At 36.4% G+C, this 14,234-nt stretch carries 17 protein-coding genes; 11 read left to right on the top strand and 6 right to left on the bottom strand.

Annotated features, from left to right (window positions below; translation table 11 throughout):
- Complete coding sequence (locus BC6307_RS18670; protein ID WP_066420948.1) at positions 1-969, top strand: 2-hydroxyacid dehydrogenase; 969 nt, start codon at positions 1-3, stop codon at positions 967-969.
- Positions 970-1,019: 50 nt separating this feature from the next.
- Here the strand turns inward: BC6307_RS18670 and BC6307_RS18665 are convergent, their stop codons facing one another.
- On the bottom strand, positions 1,020-1,322 hold the full coding sequence (locus tag BC6307_RS18665; RefSeq protein ID WP_412766307.1) for a NifU family protein: 303 nt from the start codon (positions 1,320-1,322) through the stop codon (positions 1,020-1,022).
- Positions 1,323-1,485: 163 nt separating this feature from the next.
- Between BC6307_RS18665 and BC6307_RS18660 the strand changes: the two genes are divergently transcribed.
- Positions 1,486-1,806 carry a YuzD family protein gene (locus tag BC6307_RS18660; RefSeq protein WP_066420952.1) on the top strand — a complete coding sequence of 107 codons (321 nt, stop codon included), beginning with the start codon at positions 1,486-1,488 and terminating at the stop codon, positions 1,804-1,806.
- A 279-nt stretch (positions 1,807-2,085) separates the two neighbouring features.
- On the opposite strand, the gene BC6307_RS18655 is transcribed toward BC6307_RS18660, so the two are convergent.
- Positions 2,086-3,156: an NAD(P)/FAD-dependent oxidoreductase gene (locus tag BC6307_RS18655; protein WP_066421249.1), complete on the bottom strand. Its 1,071-nt coding sequence runs from the start codon at positions 3,154-3,156 to the stop codon at positions 2,086-2,088.
- A gap of 265 nt (positions 3,157-3,421) precedes the next feature.
- On the opposite strand from BC6307_RS18655, the gene BC6307_RS18650 reads away from it, so the two are divergent.
- The 4 genes from BC6307_RS18650 (at position 3,422) to BC6307_RS18635 (ending at position 6,904) form a co-directional block, all read left to right on the top strand.
- Positions 3,422-3,658: a YuzB family protein gene (locus BC6307_RS18650; RefSeq protein WP_066421247.1), complete on the top strand. Its 237-nt coding sequence runs from the start codon at positions 3,422-3,424 to the stop codon at positions 3,656-3,658.
- Positions 3,659-4,059: 401 nt separating this feature from the next.
- Positions 4,060-5,292 (top strand): NupC/NupG family nucleoside CNT transporter, encoded by a 1,233-nt coding sequence (locus BC6307_RS18645; protein ID WP_066421245.1) that lies wholly within the window; start codon positions 4,060-4,062, stop codon positions 5,290-5,292.
- Between the two features lie 164 nt (positions 5,293-5,456).
- Positions 5,457-6,320, top strand: coding sequence for a diaminopimelate epimerase (gene dapF, locus BC6307_RS18640; RefSeq protein ID WP_066421243.1), 864 nt, complete (start codon positions 5,457-5,459; stop codon positions 6,318-6,320).
- A 221-nt stretch (positions 6,321-6,541) separates the two neighbouring features.
- Positions 6,542-6,904: a HesB/IscA family protein gene (locus tag BC6307_RS18635; protein ID WP_066421241.1), complete on the top strand. Its 363-nt coding sequence runs from the start codon at positions 6,542-6,544 to the stop codon at positions 6,902-6,904.
- 50 nt (positions 6,905-6,954) lie between these two features.
- Here BC6307_RS18635 and BC6307_RS18630 read toward each other — a convergent pair whose 3' ends face one another.
- Together BC6307_RS18630 and BC6307_RS18625 are read right to left on the bottom strand one after the other, a co-directional pair.
- Positions 6,955-7,482: a hypothetical protein gene (locus BC6307_RS18630; RefSeq protein WP_066421239.1), complete on the bottom strand. Its 528-nt coding sequence runs from the start codon at positions 7,480-7,482 to the stop codon at positions 6,955-6,957.
- 167 nt (positions 7,483-7,649) lie between these two features.
- Positions 7,650-8,642 (bottom strand): NAD(P)/FAD-dependent oxidoreductase, encoded by a 993-nt coding sequence (locus BC6307_RS18625; RefSeq protein WP_066421229.1) that lies wholly within the window; start codon positions 8,640-8,642, stop codon positions 7,650-7,652.
- 362 nt (positions 8,643-9,004) lie between these two features.
- Between BC6307_RS18625 and BC6307_RS18620 the strand changes: the two genes are divergently transcribed.
- The 5 genes from BC6307_RS18620 (at position 9,005) to BC6307_RS18605 (ending at position 12,810) form a co-directional block, all read left to right on the top strand.
- Positions 9,005-10,222, top strand: a complete 1,218-nt coding sequence (locus BC6307_RS18620; protein WP_066421226.1) for an NAD(P)/FAD-dependent oxidoreductase — start codon at positions 9,005-9,007, stop codon at positions 10,220-10,222.
- Positions 10,223-10,336: 114 nt separating this feature from the next.
- On the top strand, positions 10,337-10,813 hold the full coding sequence (locus BC6307_RS18615) for an NUDIX domain-containing protein (RefSeq protein WP_066421223.1): 477 nt from the start codon (positions 10,337-10,339) through the stop codon (positions 10,811-10,813).
- 170 nt (positions 10,814-10,983) lie between these two features.
- Positions 10,984-11,106 (top strand): YuiA family protein, encoded by a 123-nt coding sequence (locus tag BC6307_RS25125; protein WP_169714891.1) that lies wholly within the window; start codon positions 10,984-10,986, stop codon positions 11,104-11,106.
- 117 nt (positions 11,107-11,223) lie between these two features.
- Positions 11,224-11,547, top strand: coding sequence for a YuiB family protein (locus tag BC6307_RS18610; RefSeq protein ID WP_066421220.1), 324 nt, complete (start codon positions 11,224-11,226; stop codon positions 11,545-11,547).
- Between the two features lie 549 nt (positions 11,548-12,096).
- Positions 12,097-12,810, top strand: a complete 714-nt coding sequence (locus BC6307_RS18605) for a 3D domain-containing protein (RefSeq protein WP_066418978.1) — start codon at positions 12,097-12,099, stop codon at positions 12,808-12,810.
- Positions 12,811-12,846: 36 nt separating this feature from the next.
- On the opposite strand, the gene BC6307_RS18600 is transcribed toward BC6307_RS18605, so the two are convergent.
- Together BC6307_RS18600 and BC6307_RS18595 are read right to left on the bottom strand one after the other, a co-directional pair.
- Positions 12,847-13,671 (bottom strand): cobalamin-binding protein, encoded by an 825-nt coding sequence (locus BC6307_RS18600; RefSeq protein ID WP_066418977.1) that lies wholly within the window; start codon positions 13,669-13,671, stop codon positions 12,847-12,849.
- 12 nt (positions 13,672-13,683) lie between these two features.
- Complete coding sequence (locus tag BC6307_RS18595) at positions 13,684-14,166, bottom strand: divergent PAP2 family protein (RefSeq protein WP_066418975.1); 483 nt, start codon at positions 14,164-14,166, stop codon at positions 13,684-13,686.
- Between the last annotated feature and the right edge of the window lie 68 nt (positions 14,167-14,234).

Raw genomic sequence — 14,234 nt, 5'->3', positions numbered from 1 at the left:
ATGAAGAAACCATACGTATTTATAACGAGAAAATTACCAACTCAAATCGTACAGGCATTAGAGGATGTTGCAGAAGTAAAGATGTGGGATAGTGAAGAAGTACAAGTACCGAGAGAAGTACTATTAGAGGAAGCGGCAAAAGCAGATGCGTTATTAACAATGTTATCGGATAAAGTAGATGAACAATTGTTAAGTAATGCTCCAAATTTAAAAATAGTCGCTAACTTAGCTGTAGGATATGACAATATCGATATTTATACAGCAGCAAATAATGGGGTTGTCGTAACAAATACACCTGACGTTTTAACAGACACTACGGCTGATTTAGCATTTTCCTTATTACTTGCAACAGCAAGACGCATAGTTGAAGGAGCTCAGTACATAAAAGAAGGGAAATGGAATAGCTGGAGCCCTTTCCTACTAGCAGGTACAGATGTTCATCATAAAACTATTGGTATTGTTGGAATGGGGAAAATAGGACAAGCCGTAGCAAAACGAGCTAGTGGGTTTGATATGGAAATTTTATATCATAACCGTTCAAGAAATACTGAAGCGGAAACCGAATTAGGAGCTGTTTATCAATCGTTAGAAGAGCTTCTGAAGAAGTCTGATTACATTGTATGTTTAACACCATTAACAGAGGAAACGAAACACTTATTTGGAAAAGAACAATTTAAAATGATGAAAAATTCCGCAATTTTTATAAATGTCGGCCGCGGTCAAGTAGTAGTAGAGGAAGATTTAGTGGAAGCTTTAAAAAATGGTGATATCACTGGGGCAGGTTTAGATGTTTTTTATCAAGAGCCAATTTCCAATTCTCACCCACTACTCGAACTTCCGCAAGTAGTTGCTATCCCGCATATCGGAAGTGCATCTGTAGAAACGAGAACCGAAATGATGGAATTGTGTTGCAAAAATATAAAAGATAAATTAACAGGTAAAGAAGTAAAAAGTATTTTGCCGAACTAATAATAAAAAACCGAGGAGAAATCCTCGGTTTTTCGTATTGTAGGTGTAAATTAGAATACTTGCTCTACTTCTACTACTCCAGGTACTTCTTCTAATAGTGCACGTTCAATACCAGCTTTTAATGTGATTGTTGAACTTGGGCAGCTACCGCAAGCACCTAGTAGACGTAGTTTTACGATGCCGTCTTCCACATCAACTAATTCACAATCTCCTCCGTCACGAAGAAGGAATGGACGTAATTTATCAAGCACTTCTTGTACTTGAGGAATAATATCTTGCGTTTCTGTAGACATATATATCGCTCCTTTCCCGTTCTTACTCTTATTATATAAGGTATTACGAAAAAAATCTATCGGACAGCACTAGCTGTTTTTGGAAATGGGCAATTTTTTAGGCATTGTATATGTTTTTTGGCTAGTTAAATGTATGGTAACAACGCTGCCTAAACATTAGTATATGCTTTTAATTACAAAAACGGTACAATAGAAATATATAAATATTGTTGGGGTGAGTGGGATGAAGCAAATAGAAATTGAAGTTTATGGTGCAGAAGTGTTATGTCCAAGTTGTGTCAATTTACCTTCCTCAAAAGAAACGTATGAATGGTTACAAGCAGCAGTAGAAAGGAAATTTCCGAAACAACCGTTTACGATCTCGTATATAGATATTTATAACCCTCCGACAGAAGAAGAGAAGAAACAATTTGCCGAAAAAGTAGTAGAAGAGGATTTGTTTTATCCTGTCGTTGTAATTAATGGAGAAATTGTAGGCGAAGGTAATCCGAAATTAAAGGCAGTATATGCTGAAATGGAAAAGTACGGTTATACACCAGCGTAAAGAACAAAAGCGCAGGCGCTTCGTTCAGGCCCGTACAAACTGGACTGTTACGGTTGGAATAAAGGAAACACGGCGACGAAGGAGCCGATGTTGACTTATCGTACTTCGGATAAGGGAAGTTTGATAGGGCCTAAGCGCCGGAGCTAGACGTAACGTAAGTAATGTTAGTAGTTATCCACAAAATATAAAAGTTTATAGTACGCTAAACGATGAAAAAAGAGAAGCTAATTAGCTTCTCTTTCTTTATTATCCTTCTAGCGAATAAACAAAATAACTACATTAGTTTCCATTATGGTATTTATACATCCATAAAACACCAGACTTTAAAAGTCGAGCCATTCTACCAGTTAATGGACGTTCAGCAACTAGTCCAAAACCATGCTTTTTCCCGAGTGAACCGAGGATCCCTTTTAATTTTATCGGTGGGAACTCACTCGGTGGCTCTTGACCAGCCCATCTTTTAACTAACACTTGAACGATTTGTTCCGCTTGTCCTTCCGCTAACTGTGCGCTCGGTGCGTGCGGAAGACTAGCACAATCTCCAACAACGTAAACATTTTCGTAATTAGGTACATTATGCTGCTTCGTTAACACCACTCGTCCTTGGCTATCTTTTTCAACGTCTAAATCCCGTACTACTTTATTCGGTTGGATCCCAGCAGTCCACACAATAACGTCACAATGAATAGGTTCATCGTGATTAAATAGTGTATTCGGTTCTACACGAGTTATATTAGAAGAATTAATTACTTCTACCCCATTTGTTTCAAACCAATTTTGTACGTAATTGCTTAGTTTTGCTGGAAATGCAGATAATACAACGTTCCCACGATCAAATAATTTTACTTGTAAGTCTGGACGACTTTCATGAAGTTCACTAGCTAATTCAACCCCGCTTAATCCAGCTCCGACAATTGCCACGACTTTATTTGGCCCTAAATCGTTTAATGCCTGATACGTTTTACGAGATTTATTAATGGATTGAATACTGTAAGTAAACTCATCCGCACCTGGTACACCATGATATTTATCTTCGCAACCTAAACCGATAACGATATAATTATAAGGAAGAACGGATCCGTCATTAAAAAGAACCTGTTCATGCTCTATATCTACTTTAGAAACTTCTCCATATTTAACAGACAGTCGTGCATGTTCAGGAAAGTTAACACGTACATGGTGATCTGATATCGTTCCTGCAGCGAGCGCATAAAATTCCGTTTTTAAACTATGATATGGTGCTCGATCAACTAAAGTTATTTCTATATCGTCAGGCAATTGATTTGGTAATAGGCGTTGGAGAAGACGCATTCCCCCATAACCGCCTCCTAGAACAACAAGTTTTTTCATAGTAGCAATCCCCTTTTACTTTTAAAAAATATCATATAAATAATCTATTAAAAAAATAATATGTGAAGAACTGAACAATTAATGCACAAAATGCGCTTTCATTTTTAAAAACGTATAACACGTTTATCGAAAATACCACTAAAAGTATATCGAAATTATGACAAAATAACAACATAGTTTGCTAAAATACTTATAAATGATAGTGAAGCTCTTACTTATAAATAAAAAAATAATTCAGAAGTTTGATGGTGAGGTGAATAATGGTATGAAGCCAATCGTAGAGTTTTGTGTAAGTAATTTGGCTAGTGGAGCTCAAAAGGCACGCGAACAGCTAGAAAAAGATCCAAATTTAGATATAGTGGAATATGGATGTCTAGGTTATTGTGGGAAATGTTTCCAGTCAATGTTTGCATTAGTGAATGGAGATGTTGTAAAAGGAGACACAGCTGACCAATTAATTGAAAATATATATAAATATATAGATGAAAACCCGCTATTTTAATATAAAAATTAACACAGCCAACGATGCTGTGTTTTTTTATTTTGCTTTATTTACATGCATTACGGTTGGTAGAAGAGCGGGGAGGGCGAAAAACAAGAAGTTTAGCAATTAAGAGGGTAGGTATCGCAAATATAAAGGTATATAACACAACTATATAGTGAGGTATAACTCAATAATCGAGAATCTTCCTAGTTTCATGCACTTGTACGTAGGTAATATCAAGTAATGATGATGAATAAAAACGAAGTTAAGGGGAAAATTACGAGAACAGGAATGAAATTACATATAAAAAAGTACTTTAAAACGCTTTCAACTTGTAGTAAAGTATAAGAGTGTTGGTTAGATGTCTGACGACCAACAACATACAAAATTTTCAAAAAATAAACGAGGTGGCATCAACCATGACTAACATCTTATGGGGATTATTAGGAATCGTAGTTGTTTTCGCGATAGCATTTTTACTATCTGAACATAAACGTTCCATAAAGTTACGTACAATTATAGGGGGATTAGCAATACAGCTAATTTTCGCATTTATCGTACTAAAATGGGAATTAGGTAGACAAGCATTTTTAAAGCTTTCAAACGGAGTCCAACATATTATTGACTATGCGTTTGAAGGGGTAGGCTTTTTATTTGGTGCTTTAGGAGACGCTGGTTCTCCAACAGGTTTCGTTTTTGCGTTCCAAGTATTAACTATTATCATATTCTTTTCATCATTAATTTCTGTTTTATATTACTTAGGAATTATGCAATGGATTATCCGTCTATTAGGTGGGGCATTATCAAAACTTTTAGGTACTAGTAGAACTGAGTCTTTATCTGCTTCCGCAAACATTTTCGTCGGACAAACGGAAGCTCCGTTAGTAATTCGTCCTTACATTGGTGGACTAACTAGATCAGAACTATTTGCTGTAATGACAGGTGGACTTGCATCGGTTGCTGGTTCTGTATTATTCGGATATGCAATGTTAGGAGTTCCACTGGAATACTTGCTAGCTGCAAGCTTTATGGCAGCACCAGGTGGGTTAATTATGGCAAAAATTATGCTTCCAGAAACGGAAAAGCCCGTTGACCAAGTTGGCAAAGAAATTGAGGAAGCTGAAGAAGATAAGGCAACGAACTTAGTAGATGCAGCGGCACGTGGAGCATCAGATGGATTAAAGCTAGCGTTAAACGTTGGTGCAATGTTATTAGCTTTTATCGCATTAATCGCTCTAGTTAATGGTTTCTTAGGGTGGATTGGAGGTTTATTTGGCGCAACAAACTTCTCTCTAGACTTTATTTTAGGTTACCTATTCTCACCATTAGCATTTGTAATAGGTATTCCGTGGAGTGAAGCAGTAGCGGCGGGTAACTTAATTGGACAAAAGCTTGTATTAAACGAATTTGTCGCTTACTCCACTTTCTCCACTCAATTAGACTTATTTAGTGAGAAATCCGTTGCTATCATTTCTTTTGCACTTTGTGGATTCGCAAACCTTTCTTCCTTAGCGATTTTATTAGGCGGACTTGGAAGTTTAGCACCAAACCGTCGTCCTGACATCGCAAAATTAGGAATGAAAGCAATTATTGCAGGTACTTTAGCAAACCTTTTAAGTGCAGCAATTGCCGGCATGATTATATTCTCATAATAATAAAAGCTCCCTTCCAAACAGGAAAGGAGCTTTTATTTATTTTAAAAACGGGGGATGTTCTTAGTATGCTCCATCTTTTCTAATTTTATTCATACTAATTTACAAAAGAGCGAATTTTTATGCTAATATTAGAAAAAATGTTTAAATGTATGGAGGTCCATATGCAAGCAATTCCATTTACTAAAATGCACGGATTAGGAAACAACTATATATACGTTGATATGTTTAAAGAAAATTTAAAGGAAGAAGAATTGAGTGATATTGCGATCGCCGTTTCTTCTATTTATACAGGAATTGGATCAGACGGAATGATTTTAATTTGTCCATCTGATGTGGCTCCAGTTAAAATGCGTATTTTTAATAATGATGGCTCAGAAGGAAAAAATTGTGGCAATGGTTTAAGATGTGTTGCTAAATACGCGTATGAAAAAAAGCTCGTTCATGATAAGACATTTAAAATTGAAACTCTTTCCGGTTTAGTAGAAGCAACCGTACAAGAATCAGAAACTGGGGAAGTTAACATAGTAACGGTAGATATGGGAGTTCCGCGGTTAAGTCGTGACCAAATACCAATGCAGGGCAGTGAAAAATCCGAAGTGATTAATGAACCTTTTCCTGTTGATGGGGAAGTTTATCACATTACGACTGTTTCCATGGGGAATCCTCACGGTATTTTTTATGTAGAAAATATTGAAGCTGCCCCACTCACTACGTTAGGGCCTAGAGTAGAAAAAGATGAACGTTTTCCCGAAAGTGTAAACGTTGAATTTGTGGAAGTAGTGTCTGAATCAGAGCTTCACTTTAGAGTATGGGAGCGTGGTTCCGGAATTACACAAGCATGCGGAACAGGAGCGTGTGCCGCAGTCGTAGCCTCCGTTTTAAACGGTAAAACAAAAAGAGGGATAGAAACAACCGTACACCTTGCAGGTGGTGACCTATTCATTACGTGGACAGAAGAAGGAAACGTACTAATGACAGGACCAGCAGAAACTATTTGTACAGGTACTTTTTTTTACCGTTCGTAATCTGAAAAGGACTGCTCGTTATTAGGGCAGTCCTTTCCCATACAAGCTATCTCGATATCCACGAAAAAAACCGATATCAATGAAACACGGACACTTTTTTAATTAACGTGCTCTTTTTAGTGATAGAATAGCCATCTTATAAAGTAAATCAGATGCTTTGAGAACTTTTGAGTGAAACGGTATAATATAATATAAGAGGTATGTAGAAGGAGGTGTTTCGAGTGAGCGAAGTATTAACTTTAACAGAGGCTGCTGCTTTTCAAGTAAAAGACATGATGAAAGAATACGGTAGTGATGATGTTTATTTACGTGTAAAAGTTAACGGTGGTGGCTGTAGTGGTTTATCATACGGGATGGGCTTTGATGAAGAAAAAACAGACAAAGATATGGAACTCCAACAACATGGAGTGAGAATATTAATAGACGAAGAAAGTGCGCCAATTTTACGCGATGTAAAAATTGATTATAAACAATCGATGATGGGCGGCGGCTTTACAATCGATAATCCAAACGCCATTGCATCATGTGGATGTGGATCATCGTTCCGAACGGCAACAGTAGAGGGAACACCAGAAGAATGTTAATAAGAAAGCACCTAACTCCTGTTATAGTTAGGTGCTTTCTTTCTTCATCACTACTTCTTCTTCCTCTTTGAAACAAACCAGAACGAACCTAAACCGATTAACACTAACATAGAAATCCCAAAGTTAGTAGTGAAATTACCTTCATTATCTTTAGCAGAGAGACTATTTAGTGGAGTACCTTCACCAAATTCCGCCACATCCTCTTGCGCAAAGGCAAGTTCAGCAGTTCTTGAACATAAGTTTGTGTGTAACTCCCCGTTATCGTTATTTGCATAAATGATATATTCTATATTCGTCTCAAAATTCACACCACACGCTGCTGAATTAGACGGTGTGTAAAAAGTCGTCTCTTTATTGGTCATTCCTTTCCAAGCTTCACTTACCTCAATAGTAACTTCTATTTCCTCACCTTTTTCTTTAATATTTAAGACTTTACCAGCAAAAACAGCATCATGACTAGCAAGTTCCTCTGAAGGAGTACCTGGAGGTAAACAAGAACAAGCAAAAGTAGATGGAGCTAAAGACAATAAACTTACGGCAAGTAAACATGTCGCTATTACAATTTTTATGAATTTCATATTGTAACTAACCACCTTATAAAAGTTTTGTTACATAACTAGACGTAGTAAAAAAAAGAAGGTTACAGGTAGTTGTTCCTGTTTTATAAATAAAAAAGCACGGCTTCATAAAAATGAAACCGTGCTTGTATCATTAGGGAGAAAGAGCTCTTCCTGTTGTGTATAGATTAAAATAAACTAGTACTGTGTAAAGGCTGAACTTTCGCTTTCGGGTCAATATATGCTTTTGCATTATTAACGGCAGTTGGAGCTTCTCCAAAACCAGAAGCAATTAATTTAACTTTCCCATCGTATGTGCAAATGTCACCTGCTGCGTATATACCAGGAATGTTCGTCTCCATTTTTGAGTTAACGACGATAGAGTTCTTCTCAATCGTTAGTCCCCAATCTTTAATAGGACCAAGAGATGAAACAAATCCGTAATTGACAATGACAGCATCAACATCTAAAACTTCTTTACTTTCTTCTTTTACTTTCTCAAGGACAACTTGTTGAATTCCGTTGTCATCTCCAATAACTTCGGAAGGTACATAAGGTGTTTTTACTTCAACTTTAGAATTCATTAAATTTTCGACACTATGCTCATGTGCACGGAACTTATCACGACGGTGAACTAATGTTACTTTTTCAGCAATCGGCTCTAGCATTAAAGCCCAGTCAACAGCTGAGTCTCCTCCACCAAATACAACAACTTTTTTCCCTGCAAATTTATTCATATCATCGACAAAGTAATGAAGGTTTTTCCCTTCGTATTTTCTAACTTCGTCAAGCTCTAAGCGACGCGGTTGAAAAGCACCGTTACCAGCAGTAATGATAATTGCTTTAGAGTAATGAGTTTCGGCATTAGTAGTTAATTTAAATGTACCATCACCCATTTTTTCAATTGATTGAACAGATTGTTCCAATGCTACTGTCGGTTCAAACTTAGACATTTGTTCCTTTAAGTTATCAATTAACTCTTGTGCACGCACTTTCGGAAAACCAGCAATATCATATATGTATTTTTCAGGATATAAAGCAGAAAGCTGTCCTCCTAGTTGTGGTAAACTTTCAATTATCTTAACTGTTGCCTGACGCATACCGCCGTAAAAAGCAGTAAAGAGTCCGACTGGTCCACCACCAATAATCGTAATGTCATACACTTTTTGATCTTCTTTCATTGTGTCAACCCCCCTTATAATGTAACTACCACTACCTATAATAGCATAATTTTTTAACAATATCTTTTTTATTATGTAGCAAAATGAAGAAAAAATAGTCTTACAAATATTTCAGACGAATATTCTAAATGTTACAAACTTGTTAAATTTGCTTGAAAAAACAGTGGAAAAAGCATATGATGTATATGGTATAAACTTTATTATGACAAATTTCGTACATTATCATGTACTTATTCGTGAAGGGTTTCACAATATGATCCCTTAAATAAAATATACATTTTTAGTAGATAGTATGAATATAGAAATTTGTCAGTGTCATCATATATTTATTAAACTTTCGTAGAAAAGGTGGATGTATTACGTTGAGAAAGCCAAAAATCGTTATTTTAGGTGCCGGTTACGGTGGATTAATGACAACTGTTCGACTTCAAAAACAGCTTGGCGTTAATGAAGCAGATATTACGTTAGTAAACAAAAACAACTACCATTATGAGTCTACATGGCTTCATGAAGCGTCTGCTGGTACGTTACCTGCAGATCGTACACGTTACAAAGTAACAGATGTAATTGACAAGAGTAAAGTACATTTCCTTGTAGATACAGTTACTTCAATTAATCGTGAAGAAAAAACAGTAGCACTATCTAAAGGTGGAGAATTAAACTACGACTATTTAGTAGTCTCACTAGGTTACGAAGCTGAAACGTTCGGTATTAAAGGATTAAAAGAACATGCATTCTCTATTGCTAACTTAAACGCAGCGCGTCAAATTCGTGAGCATATTGAATATCAATTTGCTACGTATAATACTGAAAAAGATCGCCGTGATGATCGTTTAACGATTGTAGTTGGTGGAGCTGGTTTTACTGGTATTGAATTTTTAGGTGAATTAGCTAATCGTGCACCTGAGCTATGTCAAGAGTTTGATGTACCTCAAGAAAAGGTTCGTATCATCTGTGTAGAAGCGGCACCAACTGTTCTTCCAGGATTTGATCCAGAGCTAGTAGAGTACGCTGTAAACCAATTAGAGAAAAAAGGTGTAGAGTTCAAAATTGGTACGGCTATTAAAGAAGCAACAGAAGAAGGAATTATCGTTGCTAAAGATGACCAAGTGGAAGAAATTAAAGCTGGTACTGTAGTATGGGCTGCTGGTGTTCGTGGAAACCATTTAGTAGAAGACTCTGGCTTTGAAAACATGCGCGGTCGTGTAAAAGTAGATCCTTACTTACGTGCACCAGGGCATGATGATGTATTCATCGTTGGTGATTGCTCGTTAATCATTAATGAAGAAATTAATCGTCCATACCCTCCAACTGCACAAATTGCGATGCAACAAGGAGAAATTTGTGCGAAAAACTTAGCTGTTCTAGTACGTGGTCAAGGTGAATTAGAAGCATTTACTCCTGACTTAAAAGGTTCCGTATGTTCTCTAGGTGAAGACGATGCAATTGGTGTTGTATTCGGTCGCAAAGTATGGGGATCGAAAGCTTCTTTCATGAAGAAAATGGTTGATAACCGTGCTCTATTCATGATTGGTGGACCTGGACTAGTAATGAAAAAAGGTAAATTCAACATCCTATAATATAGATTTAAAAAGCCACTCTTTTTAGAGTGGTTTTTTCTTTTTGACAGATGTTATTCAAACTTGAATTTTCTCTTAATAGCGATACTATATTTACAAGAGAGGTGAAGTAAGATGAAGAGAGGAAATGTTTGGTTAGGAGTGGCAGCGCTCGTAGTGGATGAAGAGGGAAGAATACTTGTTGTAAAAAAACAATATGGCGGGTTAAAAGGGAAATGGTCCTTACCTGCTGGATTTGTCGACCCTACAGAGACTATAGATGAGGCTGTAAAACGTGAGGTTTTAGAAGAAACAGGAATTGAATGTGAAGTAGATGGAGTCATAGGGATACGTTCAGGCGTCATAAAGGATGAAATTAGTGATAATATGATTATTTTTAACTGTAAGCCACTACATACTAACGTAACAGTTGAAGAAAAAGAATTAATGGACGCTTCATTTCTGACTGTAGAAGCTTTAAAAAACGATCCCGCAACTTCTTTACTTATTCATCATTTTATTGATAACCGAATAAATTACTCACTGCATATGGATGAAACGAAAGATCCTGGAAAACAATTTGGCTATACTTCATATCGATTGTTTTTCTAAATTATTTATTCAAATGTTTTAATATTAAGAAAATTAAAGTGTGAGAAAGAGTCGCATTGATGTATTCGCTTACATGGATGCTCTACTGTTATTTTCCGACTTTTCAAAAGAGGCCAAGGGATGGTATATTATCAGAAAATTAAGTAAATAACTAATCCGGAGGGATGGGAATGACAGTTCAACTTAGTGTAGAGAAGAAAGAATGTACCTATTGTTCAGGAAAAGGATATCATCAATTATTACTAGGCGGATCCGAAACATGTGCCTGCTGTGGCGGAAGTGGAAAGAAATAATTGTCTTTTACGTGAACATTTTAAATTTGACCAATTATGTAGCATGGAAAAGTAATTGACTCATATTTATCGTTTCAGTACACTAAGAATGATGTGTACAGGAGGTGGAACATAAATATGAACATACCTATATTACTTATTTCTATGCTACTTTTCTTTGTATTGTTTTTCGGGATAGGCTTCCTTCTAAATATGTTATTAAGAATGTCATGGATTATGGCAATTATATATCCATTTGTATGTATATGGATTATTGGAAACCCGCAAGTTACATTGTCTGATTACTTTTTATCACCAATTTCCTCCTTACAAATTTTAGGTGGGAAGTTAGCGATTTTACCATTCGCTGAGATTATTATATTATTATCTGGACTATTTGGTGCTATTCTTTCTGGAGTTGTTATTCGCATGCTTCGTAAAAATGGATATCAAATGTTTTAATGGAGACGCCTATTTATTAGGCGTTTATTTTTTTGTCTAACCTTGAAAGTAGAATGGTTGTAATGTGCTAGTCCGTTCCTCTTCGCTACGGGAACTTGCCTTCCGCGGGCGTGGCTTGAGCCTCCTCCTCGCTACGCTCGTGCGGGGTCTCAAGGCTCACGCTACTCCCGCAGGAGTCAAGTTCCCTCCGGCTCCAATCCACTCACGGTTCAAAAGTATAAGCACAATCCTTATAACCGTTCAAAACTGGAAATACACTTTCATATTGTCCATGATGCTAACCTATGACTTGCATTGGTGTTTACCTTGAAAATAAATTGGTTGTTTATGTTATTCTTTTATACTTACGCTACTGACACTTTTCCATTATTTTTGTATTTAGTTAGTCGAATTCATGGTAATTATTTCTAATTTATTAGTAGATTACAAGTAAATATTGGCAATTTTTTTAGGCTTTTATATGAAATTACTAATTTTCTTCTCTTTTTTCGAATATTTCTTGTCCAAATTGGAAAGGAATAGTGATGTGAGAGGAGTGAAGAAAATACTATGAAAACGGCAAAAATAGTTGGCCGAAGGATAATTACTTGTATTTTGTTCTTTACAGCTTTATTAGTAACCTTCCAATCTGTTTCTGGAGTAGAGGCTAAAACACTTCATGAATGGGTGGTCGAAAAAGAATGGTATGGGAAACAAGAGAAAAAGACAACATCTGAAGATAACTTCTTTAAGAAGGTTAGTTTAGAATGGAAAAATTTAAATTTATTTTCGGCAATTGAAACGTTTGTGAGTTCAGAGGAAGCGGTAGAAGCACCATTAACTTTAGAAGAAGCGATAGATTGGAATCAATATGAAAAACATAATGTATTAGCAACAGGATATACAGCAGGCTATGAATCAACGGGTAAAAAACCAGATCACCCTCAATATGGAATAACGTTTTCTGGTGTAAAAGTTAGACGTGATTTATATTCTACGATAGCAGCAGATCCGAGAGTGTATCCAATCGGAACAATTTTGTATATTCCTGGATATGGCTATGGTGTTGTTGCAGATACTGGTGGAGCAATAAAAGGCGGTAAAATTGACTTATACTATGATACTGTTGAAGAAGTATTCCAAGAGTGGGGTAAAAAAAGAACCGACGTATATGTCGTTAAAAAAGGAAATGGTAAACTTACAGAAGAAGATTTACGTCTCTTAAATGAAGACGAATCAATGCAAGTATTTAGACAGCAGTTTAACGAGAAAAAAGGTTCATAATAAATAAAGTCCTAAAAGTCAGTAGAGACTGACCTTTTAGGACTTTTTAGGTTGTAGTAAAGGGTCGCTCGCTTCTGAGTATATTGGATACTTGGAAGAATGCAATAAAGCTGCTAGTTTTTGAAGTCCTATTAAAAGTCGAGGGGATGGACGACAAAACAAGCTTTCTTCTAATATGTGTACGTTGTTTTCTTTTAAGGCACTCAAATCATTCCAACCTGGGCGTTTTTGAATTGCCTTCTTATTCATTTTACTTTCTTTAACCCCAACCCAAATTAGACAAATATGGTCTGGATTACGATTTTTTACGTCCACCCAATCAGTTTGGTAGTTTGCGACGTTTTGATCGGCAAAGATATTCCTTCCCCCAGCTAGCTCACTAATTTCTGTTAGCCAATTCACTCTACCGGGAGTAAACACTGGTTTTGGCCACCATTCCCAATAGATGCCCGGTTTATTTTCAATAGAGCTTGAAATTTCCTTATATGAGTTTATGATGTTGTTGAATATTTCAGCTAGTTCATGTGCTTTTTCTTCATGTCCTGTTTCCGTTCCTAGATGAATTAAATCCTCTTTAATATCTTGAAGGGATTGAGGGTTATATGTAACAAATGGTAAATGTCGCTTTTCTAATTGTTCAATGTTTTTTTCCATGCCTGGTACACTTAAAGAAGCAAGTACTAAGTCAGGCTTAAGACTTTCAACGAGGTCGATATTAATATTTAAGTCTGGCCCAAGCTTAGGTAAAGCCTTTATACTTTTTGGCCAGTCTGAAAAATCATCTACCCCAACTAAGTATTTTGTTAATCCTAAGTAGTGAACGAGTTCTGTGTTACTAGGGCAAAGAGAAATGATTCTCATGTACGCTCCCCCTTACAGTACGTGGAATATGTAATGCAATAATAGCGTTAATAAAATCCCAGTAATTCCTCCAAAGAACACTTCAATAGGTTGATGACCTAAAAGCTCTTTCAATTCTTTTTGCTTTTCTTGTTCATTCATTTTTTGCCAAGATTTAGCCTCTTCCATAAACCTGTTGAAATCAATGACTAACTTATTAAGGACAGTTGCCTGTTCTCCTGCGTGACGGCGAATACCAGTTGCATCAAACATTACGATAATGGCAAATACGGTAGCAACTGCAAAAATAGGGGAGCCTAAACCTGTTTCTAACGCAACTCCTGTAGCAACAGCGGTAACAGCAGCCGAGTGTGAGCTAGGCATTCCACCTGTAGAGGTAAGGAGTGACCAATCTATTTTCCTCGTTGCAATAAATTGAATCGGTACTTTTACAAATTGTGCAAAGCCAATAGCAGCTAATGCAGCCCATAACGGAAAATTAGTAAATAAGTCCATTGTACATAATCGCCCTTTCGTTGCTGTGAATATATTTTTGTTTTTATTATACAGTAAAGCAGTACAAT

This window comes from Sutcliffiella cohnii, assembly GCF_002250055.1.
GTDB lineage: Bacteria > Bacillota > Bacilli > Bacillales > Bacillaceae_I > Sutcliffiella > Sutcliffiella cohnii.
Note: the sequence above shows the minus strand (reverse complement) of the source record. Positions and strands in the feature narration are given on the sequence as shown.

Excerpts from the sequence above, each read along its gene's own strand:
- BC6307_RS18670 (WP_066420948.1), top strand. The coding sequence starts at position 1 with ATGAAGAAACCATACGTATTTATAACGAGAAAATTACCAACTCAAATC.
- BC6307_RS18660 (WP_066420952.1), top strand. The coding sequence starts at position 1,486 with ATGAAGCAAATAGAAATTGAAGTTTATGGTGCAGAAGTGTTATGTCCA.
- BC6307_RS18655 (WP_066421249.1), bottom strand. The coding sequence starts at position 3,156 with ATGAAAAAACTTGTTGTTCTAGGAGGCGGTTATGGGGGAATGCGTCTT.
- BC6307_RS18650 (WP_066421247.1), top strand. The coding sequence starts at position 3,422 with ATGAAGCCAATCGTAGAGTTTTGTGTAAGTAATTTGGCTAGTGGAGCT.
- BC6307_RS18645 (WP_066421245.1), top strand. The coding sequence starts at position 4,060 with ATGACTAACATCTTATGGGGATTATTAGGAATCGTAGTTGTTTTCGCG.
- dapF (WP_066421243.1), top strand. The coding sequence starts at position 5,457 with ATGCAAGCAATTCCATTTACTAAAATGCACGGATTAGGAAACAACTAT.
- BC6307_RS18630 (WP_066421239.1), bottom strand. The coding sequence starts at position 7,482 with ATGAAATTCATAAAAATTGTAATAGCGACATGTTTACTTGCCGTAAGT.
- BC6307_RS18625 (WP_066421229.1), bottom strand. The coding sequence starts at position 8,642 with ATGAAAGAAGATCAAAAAGTGTATGACATTACGATTATTGGTGGTGGA.
- BC6307_RS18615 (WP_066421223.1), top strand. The coding sequence starts at position 10,337 with ATGAAGAGAGGAAATGTTTGGTTAGGAGTGGCAGCGCTCGTAGTGGAT.
- BC6307_RS25125 (WP_169714891.1), top strand. The coding sequence starts at position 10,984 with ATGACAGTTCAACTTAGTGTAGAGAAGAAAGAATGTACCTATTGTTCA.
- BC6307_RS18610 (WP_066421220.1), top strand. The coding sequence starts at position 11,224 with ATGAACATACCTATATTACTTATTTCTATGCTACTTTTCTTTGTATTG.
- BC6307_RS18605 (WP_066418978.1), top strand. The coding sequence starts at position 12,097 with ATGAAAACGGCAAAAATAGTTGGCCGAAGGATAATTACTTGTATTTTG.
- BC6307_RS18600 (WP_066418977.1), bottom strand. The coding sequence starts at position 13,671 with ATGAGAATCATTTCTCTTTGCCCTAGTAACACAGAACTCGTTCACTAC.
- BC6307_RS18595 (WP_066418975.1), bottom strand. The coding sequence starts at position 14,166 with ATGGACTTATTTACTAATTTTCCGTTATGGGCTGCATTAGCTGCTATT.